At 43.7% G+C, this 12147-nt stretch carries 10 protein-coding genes; 6 read left to right on the top strand and 4 right to left on the bottom strand.

What is annotated here, in order from left to right; genetic code table 11:
• The first annotated feature begins 160 nt into the window (after nt 1-160).
• The 4 genes from AAFP14_RS16295 to AAFP14_RS16280 all read left to right on the top strand — a co-directional run bounded on the left by AAFP14_RS16295 (nt 161) and on the right by AAFP14_RS16280 (nt 3005).
• Nucleotides 161-1375, top strand: a complete 1215-nt coding sequence (locus AAFP14_RS16295; RefSeq protein WP_341733292.1) for a DUF790 family protein — start codon at nt 161-163, stop codon at nt 1373-1375.
• A gap of 341 nt (nt 1376-1716) precedes the next feature.
• On the top strand, nt 1717-2436 hold the full coding sequence (locus tag AAFP14_RS16290; protein ID WP_341733291.1) for a DUF2786 domain-containing protein: 720 nt from the start codon (nt 1717-1719) through the stop codon (nt 2434-2436).
• A 9-nt stretch (nt 2437-2445) separates the two neighbouring features.
• The gene (locus tag AAFP14_RS16285) at nt 2446-2646 is read left to right on the top strand and encodes a DUF2281 domain-containing protein (protein ID WP_341733290.1); all 201 of its coding nucleotides are present in this window, start codon (nt 2446-2448) and stop codon (nt 2644-2646) included.
• Nucleotides 2640-3005, top strand: coding sequence for a type II toxin-antitoxin system PemK/MazF family toxin (locus tag AAFP14_RS16280; protein ID WP_341733289.1), 366 nt, complete (start codon nt 2640-2642; stop codon nt 3003-3005). The genes AAFP14_RS16285 and AAFP14_RS16280 overlap by 7 nt, the downstream gene beginning before the upstream one ends.
• Nucleotides 3006-3019: 14 nt before the next feature.
• On the opposite strand, the gene AAFP14_RS16275 is transcribed toward AAFP14_RS16280, so the two are convergent.
• Together AAFP14_RS16275 and AAFP14_RS16270 are read right to left on the bottom strand one after the other, a co-directional pair.
• Nucleotides 3020-5332, bottom strand: a complete 2313-nt coding sequence (locus AAFP14_RS16275) for a bifunctional serine/threonine-protein kinase/ABC transporter substrate-binding protein (RefSeq protein ID WP_341733288.1) — start codon at nt 5330-5332, stop codon at nt 3020-3022.
• 247 nt (nt 5333-5579) lie between these two features.
• Complete coding sequence (locus AAFP14_RS16270; protein WP_341733287.1) at nt 5580-6140, bottom strand: Uma2 family endonuclease; 561 nt, start codon at nt 6138-6140, stop codon at nt 5580-5582.
• 168 nt (nt 6141-6308) lie between these two features.
• Here AAFP14_RS16270 and AAFP14_RS16265 point away from each other — a divergent pair, with 168 nt between their 5' ends.
• Nucleotides 6309-7184, top strand: a complete 876-nt coding sequence (locus AAFP14_RS16265; RefSeq protein ID WP_340550496.1) for an SDR family oxidoreductase — start codon at nt 6309-6311, stop codon at nt 7182-7184.
• 367 nt (nt 7185-7551) lie between these two features.
• Nucleotides 7552-8658 (top strand): tRNA lysidine(34) synthetase TilS, encoded by a 1107-nt coding sequence (gene tilS / locus AAFP14_RS16260; protein ID WP_341733286.1) that lies wholly within the window; start codon nt 7552-7554, stop codon nt 8656-8658.
• A 175-nt stretch (nt 8659-8833) separates the two neighbouring features.
• On the opposite strand, the gene AAFP14_RS16255 is transcribed toward tilS, so the two are convergent.
• A complete protein-coding gene (locus AAFP14_RS16255) occupies nt 8834-10804 on the bottom strand; it encodes a glycosyltransferase family 39 protein (RefSeq protein ID WP_341733285.1) in 1971 nt (656 codons plus the stop codon).
• A gap of 117 nt (nt 10805-10921) precedes the next feature.
• On the bottom strand, nt 10922-12136 hold the full coding sequence (locus AAFP14_RS16250; RefSeq protein ID WP_341733284.1) for a glycosyltransferase: 1215 nt from the start codon (nt 12134-12136) through the stop codon (nt 10922-10924).
• Nucleotides 12137-12147: the final 11 nt, after the last annotated feature.

The raw sequence follows: 12147 nt of genomic DNA, 5'->3' as shown, positions 1-12147 counted from the left end.
AACAAGTTTTTCCCGCCTATAGCGACAAACCGGTAAAAAATGGGTTATTTCCCCTGAAAGCTTCCCACAGCAAAGATTCCAAAAGCGGTATAACTAAACAAATACCCCTCAGCGTACCCTTCGCGTTCTTCGCGCCTTCGCGGTTCGTTAAAAATAACAAATGCTACCAACCGAACTACTAAGTCACCGCCAAAACGGCGAATCGATCGTCCCCCTACGCCTGAAGATAGATGCTAAAAACCTAGAAGCAGCCGCCGAAATGATTGATTGCTTCCAAAGTGCGATCGGCAAAACCCAAGGCGAACTAGACAAACGGTTGCAAGAACTAGAAGGCGACAGTCCCGACTACCGACTAAAACGCGGATTAGCCCACCTACTCAAAGGCGGTTTCAGCACCTTTGAAATCATCAGTCCCCTAGAACCAATTGCATTGAGACAGCGCGTATTTGCCCTAGCAGCACAATCCGTACCCAGCAACAATTCCACCCAATTAACCCTCGAAACATTAGCACTTGAACTAGGTCAAAAATTAAATAGAGAAGTTTTAACCAACGAAATAACTACAGGTTTATACGCAGATTTAAACGAAAACAAAATCTTCACCCAATTCGACACACCCACACCAGAAGCACTCTTACATCGGTACAACCTTTCTCAAGTCCAAGGCATATTTTATCGCGCCAGTCAAGTCCAATTAAACGCCCACCGCAACGATCCAGGAGAATACAAACTCCTATTTCGCTATCTGAAACTATTCCAATTAATGACTTACATAGAAGGCGATGCCGAACATGGTTTCACCCTCACCATCGACGGACCGACAAGCTTATTCAAACCCAGCACCCGCTACGGCTTAGCCCTAGCAAAAATGCTACCCGCCCTGCTACACGTAACCAAATGGAGTATGCACTCAACACTGCAAACAAAAGACCCTTTTACTGGCGTATTAAAAACAGGTAAATTCACCCTAAATTCCGAGTGCGGATTAGTCAGCCACTATCCACCAGGAAAACCCTATGATAGTATGTTAGAAGCAGCATTTGCCGAGAGATGGAATTCCACAAAAACCGAGTGGAAACTAGAACGAGAAGTAGATTTAATTCCCATTCCCGGAAGCGTGATGATTCCCGACTTTCGGTTAGTACATCCCGACGGGCGAGTTTTTTTATTAGAAATAGTTGGTTATTGGCGGCCGGAGTATTTGCAAAAGAAATTTGCCCAAGTACATAAGTCCGAATGCGATAATTTAATCTTGGCTATTTCCGAAAGACTGAACTTAGAAAAAGCCGGAGTAAAAGTAAAAGACGTACCAGCAAAAGTAATCTGGTTTAAAGATAAATTGTCACCCAAATCAGTCCTAGAAGCCCTCGAATAATATCCAAATCCGCCCATAATTTGCAAACTTCTTTCTTCCTCTCTCTGCGCCCTCTGCGGCCTCTGCGGTTCAAAAAAATCCTATTCAATGAATGACATAATCTTAAATAGGACTTACGGATAGTCATGGTGTAGCAAAAATTTGAGATTCATCACAACACTTGTGAATGAAATAATTACCTTGTCAATCCCTCCAGGAATTTCTTCCTCTCTCTGCGCCCTCTGCGCCCTCTGTGGTTCAAAAAAATCCTCAAAAAACATCGCACATTCCACGCTATACTAAAATCAGAACATCCCCGAATCCTTGCCACCGCGTCCTCTCACCCTAAAATTGATTGAACAATGGCAGACACAAATATTGTCGAAAAAATCAAAAAGCTGCTAGCCCTCGCTACTTCATCCAATGAAAACGAATCGACTGCGGCGGCTGAAAAAGCTTCACTTTTGCTAGCACAATACAATCTCAGTCTCGCTGATTTAGGTCCGAATCAACAGGAAGAAATTAGCGAAAGTGGAGTGGAAACTACACCGCGCTATGTGACTTGGAAGATGATTTTACTTTCGGGAATTGGTGAAGCTAACGGTTGTAATGCGATGCGAAATAGTTATACTGGTAGTATGTTTTTGGTGGGAACTTCTACTAATTTGATTGTGTGTACCCATCTTTACGAGTATTTGAGTCAGGCGATCGAACGGAGGGCGAAATACCGCAAAGGAAGTGGGCGGGGATTGGCTTATCTCAATGCTTTTCGGGTGGGCTGCGCGACGAGATTGAGACAGAGATTGTTGGAACAAAAGCAGCAAATGGAAGAGTCGGGGATTCCGGGTGTGGGGGATGTGGCGGCGACTCCGGCGATTGTGGTGCGATCGATGTTTGAGAAGAATCAACAGGCGATCGCAGATTATTTACAGAGTTTGGGTGCTAAAGTTAAAACTCGGACAGGTTCTCAAATCAGCAGCGAGGCTGGTTTTAATTCTGGGTATGAAGTGGGCGACAAAATTAGTTTGCACAAGCAAGTGCAGTCCCAAGGGGAGTTGAAACAACTCAATGAAAGTCTTTGAGGTAAAAACATGACAGTATACGATCTAACTATTGCTAAAATTAGCCAAATGCCAGAGTCTCTTGTTCAAGAGGTGAATGATTTTATAGACTTTTTGCTCCTCAAATACAATAGTGAATTGCCACAGCTTACTGAATCCGACTTTTCTGACTATTTAAGGAATTTAGAAGCCTACGAAGAAAAGTTAGCCCGTGGAGAAATTCAATGGTAGGATCTTCATCAGTAAACCTAACATATAGAAGAGGAGATGTCGTATTATGCGATTTGAATCCGGTAGTTGGTACAGAGCAAGCTGGTATCAGACCTGTTGTCATCTTACAAATTGACCGTGCTAATGCAGTAAGTCCTCATACTATTATTGCACCGTTTACTACGAAGATTCGTCGCGCTCTTTTACCTTCTCATGTATTTGTTCCATCTGGAGTTGGGGGTTTAAATCAAGATTCAGTAATACTTTGCGAACAGATTCGAGTCATCGACAAATCCAGGGTTATTAGGGTAATCGGTCATTTAGATGAAAATTATATGGATGAGCTGGCAGTAGCCATGCGTGTGATTTTAGGTTTGTGAGCGATCGCACTTAGTTATTGACAATCAAAGCGCACTCTGGGATCGTCTATAGGCACAAATTCATAAGCAGAGTTATTGCTAGACGGGACTACTGCTACCAATTGAATAATTGGCTCCTTACGATCGCCATTTTTGTCAAAACTTATTTTACCTGTAGCTCCAATAGTATTAAAACTAGGATTAGCCAAAGCCTCTTGGATATTAATGCGGGTTGGTTGTGGCAGAGTTTTTAAGGCTGTTATCACCGCACGAGTTGCATCATAAGCTGATGCCGTATTGGGACTGACTGGAGCTCGCCATAAATCCTCACTATCTTTTGGAAATTGTTGATTTGGACTGTTCAATCTATGCCAAAAAGTAGCTATAACCAGGCGGTTGACACCTTCTTCGCCAGCCTCCTTCAATGTCTGAGAATTGTAGAGGCTATCTCCTCCTACCATGCAATAGCCATAGCGATTTGCTTCAATGGTGTTTATTGCTCCGTTACGAGTTGAGATATTCGGAAATAAAACAAGCCCTGTAGCTTCTAATTTTTTAGCCTTCTCTACAGCTAGATTTGGCTTGAACAGAGGGCTAGATAAATCAAATTCCTCGACTATCTTTCCACCACCAGATATAAAGTTAGTTTGGAATCTATCCTTGAGAGATTGGCTGTAAGGATTTCCTGGATAGTAAAAAACTGCCACTCTCTGCTGACGGGCTCTATTAAGCAAGTAACTAGACAAGCTTTGGGCAGCTACCCGATCGCTAGAGACGCTGCGAAATATAAAATCACCCGATTGTGAGATATCTTCCGATGTACTTGTAGGAGACACTAATACTAATTTTTCCTTTTCATAAACAGGAGCAGTCTTGAGAGTTACTGAACTGGAAAAGTGACCGACGACAGCTAAGATATCTGATTTAGCTGTCAAAACCTTCGCTATCTCAGTACCCTGGTCTTCTTTGTCAGCATCATCTGCGATCGCCACTTTCAGACTCTTACCATTAATTTTTTGTCCCCAATTGACCTCATCTTGAGCTTGGGCAACCCCTCGCAGAAGTTCCTGCCCCGATTGGTTTACATCGTCTTTACCGCTATCGAAAGGGGCAGCAACTGCGATCGTGTAAGCAGGCAAATTTTGATCTGCTATCCGAGCGTTATTGAGATAAATTAAAGTTTCCGGATCTCTGGGTGTTTTTTTCCTAGCCTGCTCAAATAACCTAATTGCTTCACTGTACTTACCGTCAGCGAATGCTTTGACCCCCTTTTCCTTTTCTGATAGTATCGAGCCGGGGATTAGGACTTTTTGACCATAACTTAAATGCTTTTCCCCCGGAGCAATCTTTGGTTGTGAAGAGAGTAATTGTGAAAAAGCGATCGCACCAGCCAATGTTGCTACAGCTAATCCCAACCACAAGATTTTCTTGCGACTCAAACGGCATAACTGCGACATCAACTGAGTGAGTTGGGAAAATACCCATTGCCGCCACCTTTGGGGTGGAATATCGATCCGTTGCAATGCTTGCAATGCCTGCAATGCCTGCAATGCCTCAGATGCCGACTCGTATCGATCGTGGAAGTGATACCGCACCATTTTGTCTAAAATTTTGGCTAACTCAGGAGAAACCTGTGCCCAAGGACGCCAGATTTTTTCACCCTTTAGATCTGCTTGTATTTGCTTTAAAGGATCTAATCCCGTGAGTGCTTGGATGCCAATCATTCCTACAGCATAGATATCGCTGCTAAATCTTGCTTGTCGATTGCATTGTTCAGGAGGCATATAACCAGGTGTCCCACAGGATATTGTTGGGTTCAATGACCCCGCAGATTCTCCCAAGTTACTGATTTCTTGGACTGTTCCAAAGTCAATTAAAACCAGCTTTTTGTCTCGCCGACGGCGAATTATATTAGCTGGTTTAATATCCCGGTGAATCACTTGTTCCCCATGAATAAATTTAATAATTTCCAGGATTTCCTGCAACAGGTTAATCACCTCGTATTCTGGCAACCGATTGCCTATTGTCAGTTCTTTGCTGAGGGTATCCCCTTCAATAAACTCTTGAATTAGATAGAATTTTCCTTGTATTTCAAAACTATTAGACATCTCCGGTATTTGAGAGTGCCTTCCTAAGCGTTTCAAAACTTTAGCTTCTATTTCAAATCTATATTTAGTTTCTTGCAAGATGGCTGGATCGTTAGATAACGGTATAATTTCTTTGACAACAACAACTTGCCGAGATGAATTGTTTTTATCTTCAGCTAGATACGTCTGGCTACATCCTCGCCCCAATTCCTTTATAATTTTGTATTGACCGCCAATCACATCCCCTGGATTTAGATTCATACCGTTGAGCTAAATCTTTAATTTGGTAATTTAAGTGATGATAATTATGCCACACAATATAAATTGTTGCTACTTAATAGCACTGTCTAACCCTTTCAATGCCTGCCATGCCTCCTGTGCGGATGGGTAAGGCTGTAGAAAGTCATAGCAAAGCATTTATCATTCGATTAAATTCTTAGGATGAATATTACGATACATTAAATATATATGGTCACACATTCCCAAAAAAGCGATCGCCCGCAAGCACTCAATCAATCAACTCCGCTTCTTCAAAAATTAGTCTAGTCGTCAACTCCCAACCAGGCAACAACTCATCCACAATCGGCATATTATCCGTATAAATTTGACTAGAACCATCGGGGAAAAAACTTCTAATTAAAATAGCCTCTGGATCAACCACCCAAACTCGTAGAACACCCGCAGCCAAATAATCTTTCGCCTTCTCTTCAAATTCCTTCATCGTTTGAGCCGGCGATATAATCTCAATCACCAATTCAGGAATTGCCGGACAAGCTTCATTTCGCCGCCAACTTTTCGGTAAACGTTCATAGGAAATGTAGGTTAAATCTGGAACAGGTGCCCAATCTTTACCCTGACGTTTTAACAAAATTGCCCATTCTGGCAACACTCGCCCCCGTCCTTTACACCATGCACGAATTAGGCTACATAAAGCTCCCTGTAAACTGGAATGAAAAAATTTAGGAGACATTTTAGGAACTGCTTCACCATCTACCAATTCATAATATACATCTCCGTCGGGCAAAGCTAGAAATTCTGCTAAAGTGAGTTTGGTTCCAATTCCTACCATGACTCCCAGCCCTCTCGATAATTAATTGATATATTTATTGTATCCTTATTTATTTACTTGTTATTACACCAAAGCGATCGCCTTTTTATCTCCCTTCACTACCAACTCCCTGAAAAACCGCTATAATGGGATACAGTGCAAAATGCGAACAACCAACAACTAAACATTATGTTCTTAGTAACCGGAGCAACAGGCGCACTAGGCCGCCGCATAGTACGAGAAATCAGACAGCAAGAAAAACCTGTCCGCGCATTTGTTCGCCTCGCATCTCGGTACTCAGAACTAGAAAACCGAGGCGCAGAAATTTTCATTGGCGACTTGAAACAAGACAAAGATATTAAAAAAGCCTGCCAAGGAGTCAAATGTGTCATCAGCACCCACGGCACTGGCGGCGACGTTCAAGCCGTACACTACCGCGCTAATATAGAATTAATCGACTGCGCCAAGGAAGCCGGAGTTGAGCATTTTGTATTTCTTTCGGTACTGGGAGTCGATCGCGGATACGAAGATTCGGCAGTATTTAAAGCCAAGCGAGAAGTCGAAAAATACCTGCAAAACAGCGGATTGAATTATACAATCTTGCGGCCCGCCGGTTTTGCTTCCAGCTTGTTACCCTTAGCAGAAAGGTTTCGAGAAACCGGACTTTACCTGCTAATTGGCGACGGCAAAAACCGCACCTCTGTTGTCAGTACCGACGACTTAGCTCGTATTGCAGTAGACTCCTCAACTGTGGAAGGTGCGCGCAACCAAATTCTGCCCGTCGGCGGCCCAGATGTGCTGACAAGAGATGACATTGCACGCATTTTTGGACGCTTATTCAATCGCGAACCTGTAATCATTAACCCGCCACTGGTGGTGTTTGACGGATTGCGAAATGCCTTGGGTTTTTTGAACCCTCAAGCTCAAAAAGGTTTGGGTACTTTACGGGTATTGCTAGGTAATGAATTTTTCTGTACCCCGGAAGAAGTGCATAACTTAGAAGCAATTTACGGCATCAAAATGGAATCCCTAGAAACCTTTTTGAAGCGCAACTTGAGTCTATAAAATCAGTCCTATATGGGACTGGGACAATTACAAGACTTACCTATTCTGGGAGCATCCAGATTTTGCATAGGCGAAGCATAGCCGCAGACAATTTATTAGTTATAACCAGAGATTTACTGCGGTGATGCTTCGCCCCTACAAATATAGCAATCCTTGCAGGAGTCGTAAAGTTTTTACCCCACCCCAACCCGGACCTTAGTAAGGGGAGGGGGTAAGAGAGAAATTTCACAAATGATTTAGGATTGCTATATATTTGGAAAACACAGATGCACCCCCTATTCTGAAGGAGAACACCGGGTTTTTGATGAAATCTCCGGGCTGCAACGAAGTATTTTATCAAAAAACCCGGTTTCTTAAGTTATAATCTATGCCCAATCACCTATCTTCCCAATGGACACAACTCCACGCTCAACTGCACCGGACTCTGCTACGCCGCAAAATATTGCCCCCAAATCAGCGATTATTAGTAGCAGTATCCGGCGGGCAAGATTCTTTGTGTGCCATGAAGTTACTCCTAGATTTGCAGCCAAAATGGGGCTGGCAATTAGCAATTGTTCACTGCGATCACCGCTGGCGTGTGGATTCGGAAGCTAATGCAAATCATGTAGAAAATTTAGCTAAACATTGGGGAATATCCTATTATCAAAAAACCGCCGATCGCATTCCGAAAACTGAAGCAGCAGCCCGCAACTGGCGATATCAAAGTTTAACCGAAATTGCGATCGCCAATAACTACCCCTACATTATTACAGGTCACACAGCGAGCGATCGCGCCGAAACCCTCCTCTACAACCTAATTCGCGGTAGCGGTGCCGATGGACTTTCAGCCCTCACATGGGTTCGCCCCCTTGTCGATTTTCCATTGCCGATTTCAGATTGTAGATTAGAGAAGGTAAATGAAAATCCCGAATCGAAAATCCCCAATCTCAACTCTCAAATCTACTTAGTTCGTCCCTTGCTCGAAATAAGTCGATCGCAAACAGGCGAATTTTGTCAAGAGCAAAAACTACCAATTTGGGAAGATTCCACAAACCAGGATTTGCAATACGCCCGCAACCGGATTCGATCGGAATTATTACCTTATTTAGAAACTCATTTTAACCCCCAAACCCAACAAGCCCTCGCTCAAACAGCCGAAATCCTCCGCGCTGATGTCGAATATCTCGAAGTTGCCGCCACCGAATTGCTACAGCGAGCGATGTTACAAATCAACGAAGGAGAGTACGGAACTTTTCAACTTCCAGTCAAGTTAAATCTCCCCATTTTGCGAGCAGCCCCCCTTTCCTTGCAGCGACGAGCTATGCGACAGCTACTGCAACAAATACTACCAAGTGCTCCCAGTTTTGACAGCATCGAAAAACTCACAACTTTGATTGTAGCACCCAATCGATCGCAAACCGATCCATTTCCATCAGGTGCGATCGGCATAGTAGAAAAACCTTGGATGATTATCACACATGGCCCTAGGGCCTAGCACATTAGACATCGCGCCTTAAAACCTGCTTCCTGAATTTCCACCCTTTGGGGGTGATATCGTTTCCGGTTGTATTGGAATGATTTAACCTTACTAGAACACAGAGGACACAGAGGGAGAGAATAGAGATATGAATAATTCAGATGCTACCGGATTTGATATGACTTCTTCCTTCTTAACTCGAACAATGATAAACTTGATATTCATACCCATCAACAGCAGGCAATTTTCGCGATTCCACCTCACAACCTTGCGCTTTTAAATCCACAGGTGCACGAAAATTCACCAACCATAAATCGAGGGGACGCTGCAATTGACTAAGTGTTTTCTCAAGTGTCCCAGATGCTATTTCCGGTGTCTCTCTTTTCAGGTTAGCCAAAAGAAATAAAGGAGAATCAAATGCTTCCGACTTTCCCCCAATAGCCCCATTCTGAATTCTGCCCCCCAAGGGGGGCAGGGCTGTTTCATTCTCTTGTAGGGGCGGTGCCCCCGTGCCCGCCCCAACCTCTGAAACACATACAAAATCGTGGATGAAGAGGGTAGGCACGGTGGCGCTACCCCTACAAAACCATGATTTGTCACCAGAATGAAACAGCCCTGCCTTGGGGGGGGTTGTGGGGGGTGCTTGTTCCCTCTTCCTAATTTCCCACCCAATACCCATCAATTCCCCGATTTCCACATGAGTCTTTTGAGTAGTAGCAATCAACACCGGAACTTGTGATACTTCGCGGATAATTGGCACCAAAAGGTCTGGCTTGTAATACTTCCGATAACCGAGATTAGAATTTACGGTAACACCACTCACCAAACCCATTAATAAAATTAGTAAAACAGCTTTTTTTCCAGAAGTTTGGATAGCCCCGTAATTAAACCATTGACTTTTTACTGTATGTGTGTTAAAAATAAGTGCCAAGGCTACTCCTAACAATAAAATCACCCCTGGAAAGTAAACAAAATTGTATCTAGCGCCGCGAGTGAGGTCAATCTCAAGAATATATTTAAAACTAAAGAATAAGAAAATTGCTCCAACTACAAACCAGCCAAGAATAAGAGTACCTAAAACAGTATCCGGGTTTTTTAAAGCAGTTTTAATCGCGCCAAACAGCAGGGGAAGCGCCCATACAAAAAAGACAGTCATCCCGATCGCCGATGCAATCACTACTGCCAGATTTGACGATTCTACGGGTAACAAAGATATCATAGTAATCCATCCAGCCAAAGCTTGAAAAATTGGACTAATCCAATTCAACCAAGTGCGATCGCCACTAACAATCCAATTAGTTAATTCACTGCCATACTTATTGGAAAAAAATATGGGAACCCAAATTAAACCCCCAGCAGCCGTACCGCTAGCCACTGCCAATAATCGCCAGATATTTTTAGATTTACCCAAAGGAGAGGTAGGGTTTTTAGTGTAATTTGTAATCTGAGAAAAAATATGAAATTTTTCGTTATATTGCTGGGTGATTACAGCCGTTAATGCTATGGCTTGGGCACATAAAGTTAAAACAAAAAAGTAGTGACTGGCTATTCCCAAACAGTTAAATATCAACCATATTGCCACAGTCCAAAGGGGAATTATCGCCTGTTCTTGGATGCGTTTAATACTTAAAATTAAGCAAAATAAAGAAGCAATAACCAATAAAATTCCTAAAGTGTAATGTCTAGCTTCTTGAGCGAGATAAATACCGTAGGGAGAAACTGCCATCATCGCAGCAGCACATTGACCAACTAGAGGAGAATTAAACGCAAATTTGCCCAAAAAGTAAATAGCTGGAACGGAAATTACACCCAATAAAGCTGGGAGCGATCGCCCAATCCAGACTAAACTATCGGCAGAAGGCCCAAACAACCGCATCCACCAGTGAGCCAGCATAAAATAAACTGGAGGATGATTGCTTTCTAACAGTAAATTATGCAGCACATCGCCAGTGGTAGCAGTGGGACTCCATTGCAGTGGTTCCAGTAAACTAGAAAGAGCGATCGCCCGATCGAGCGGCACACCTCGAAAACTATTGCCCAAACTAAAAACTAAAGTGGAAAACTCATCCGTCCACAGTGGTTTCAAGTCCAAATTGGCAAATCGCAACATCAAGGCGATCGCCATCCACAATAATACCAACAACAGTTGTTTATTCCTAATCATGTATTCTGTTATCCGAAGGAGAAATTAGAAAATAACCAATTCCCCATGAACAATTCCCAATTCCTTCCCCCCTTGGGGGGGGCTGGGGGGGTTGTACCATTCCCAATGCCCAATTTTTTAATTAACATCCGTCACCCGCCAACTCAGCTTCATATTAATCCAGAAATTCCACAACGTAACCGCCACGATCGCAATTAAATTAGCCAAATATTCATTCATCCCAAAAATATTAAACATCACATTCACCAGCAGCACATTCAAAATCAAACCCATCAAGCAAATCGTATTAAACTTCAACAGCCGTTTCAAGCGTTGGCGATGACCTCGCTGCCGCCTAGAAATTTCCCCAAAAGTCCATAGATCGTTCCACAAAAAGTTATTAATAATTGCCAATTCCGCAGCCAAAATCAAACTGCGAGTCAGCTCCAAATTGCAGAAATTTCGCAGCACGTACAAAGCCGCCATATTCACAAACACCCCGCTGAAACCGACTAAACCAAATCGTAGAAACTTGCCCATGGGCCAGCGGGCAAACCGCAACCGGAGCAAATGTCGCAAATACTCAATATACTGTTTCCAGGTAACTTTGCTCTCCCCTTCTTGGCGCTCCTGAAACACATAACCAACTTCTCCAATCCAGCGGATATCGCCCCTACCGAGCACTTCAATCAAAATTTTGTAACCGGCAGGATTGAGCATTTTACCAGCAATACAACTGCGGCGCACCATAAAATAGCCACTCATGGGATCGGAAACCCTGCCCACAACTCCCGGTAGTATCACCAATCCCAAAGTCTGAGCTCCCCGCGATAAAAATCGCCGGATCATACTCCAGTCGCTGACTCCACCTTCGGCAACGTGGCGACTAGCAGTGGCTAAATCGGCTCCCCGCTTAATCTCTGCCAAAAGATTCAACAGCGTCTCTGGCGGATGTTGCAAGTCGGCATCAATTACGCCCAAAACCTCACCTCTGGCGGCTTGCCATCCCCTAATCACCGCTGTAGAAAGCCCTCGCTCGTGCTCGCGTCGCATCACGCGCAATTGCGGATAGTCGGGTGTCAGGGATAGGGCAACTTCCCAGGTGCGATCGGGGCTGTCGTCATCCACTACAATCATCTCGTAGTCGCCGGCCATGCTACCATCAAGCAATTGGCTCAGCTTTTCGACGATCTTTTTGATATTTTGGCACTCGTTGTAGGTGGGAATTATCAGGGAAAAATAAATGGGCGGTTCCCCTGTTGTCCCAGAATTTGAAGCTAAAGTCGGTGCAGCCGGAATTTCCAAAGGGTTCGTCGGTACTGGCAAGAGCTGATTTACTTGATTTAAGTTCATAGTTCCTGTTT

Source organism: Microcoleus sp. EPA2 (assembly GCA_020882975.1).
Classification (GTDB): domain Bacteria; phylum Cyanobacteriota; class Cyanobacteriia; order Cyanobacteriales; family Microcoleaceae; genus Microcoleus.
The sequence above is the reverse complement of the archived record's forward strand: the minus strand, read 5'-3'. Positions and strand labels throughout refer to the sequence as shown.

What these genes read in the sequence shown, in the direction of transcription:
- tilS (WP_341733286.1), top strand. Translation starts at nt 7,552, where the DNA reads ATGCCCAATCACCTATCTTCCCAATGGACACAACTCCACGCTCAACTG.
- AAFP14_RS16295 (WP_341733292.1), top strand. Translation starts at nt 161, where the DNA reads ATGCTACCAACCGAACTACTAAGTCACCGCCAAAACGGCGAATCGATC.
- AAFP14_RS16285 (WP_341733290.1), top strand. Translation starts at nt 2,446, where the DNA reads ATGACAGTATACGATCTAACTATTGCTAAAATTAGCCAAATGCCAGAG.
- AAFP14_RS16250 (WP_341733284.1), bottom strand. Translation starts at nt 12,136, where the DNA reads ATGAACTTAAATCAAGTAAATCAGCTCTTGCCAGTACCGACGAACCCT.
- AAFP14_RS16270 (WP_341733287.1), bottom strand. Translation starts at nt 6,140, where the DNA reads ATGGTAGGAATTGGAACCAAACTCACTTTAGCAGAATTTCTAGCTTTG.
- AAFP14_RS16265 (WP_340550496.1), top strand. Translation starts at nt 6,309, where the DNA reads ATGTTCTTAGTAACCGGAGCAACAGGCGCACTAGGCCGCCGCATAGTA.
- AAFP14_RS16275 (WP_341733288.1), bottom strand. Translation starts at nt 5,332, where the DNA reads ATGAATCTAAATCCAGGGGATGTGATTGGCGGTCAATACAAAATTATA.
- AAFP14_RS16280 (WP_341733289.1), top strand. Translation starts at nt 2,640, where the DNA reads ATGGTAGGATCTTCATCAGTAAACCTAACATATAGAAGAGGAGATGTC.
- AAFP14_RS16290 (WP_341733291.1), top strand. Translation starts at nt 1,717, where the DNA reads ATGGCAGACACAAATATTGTCGAAAAAATCAAAAAGCTGCTAGCCCTC.
- AAFP14_RS16255 (WP_341733285.1), bottom strand. Translation starts at nt 10,804, where the DNA reads ATGATTAGGAATAAACAACTGTTGTTGGTATTATTGTGGATGGCGATC.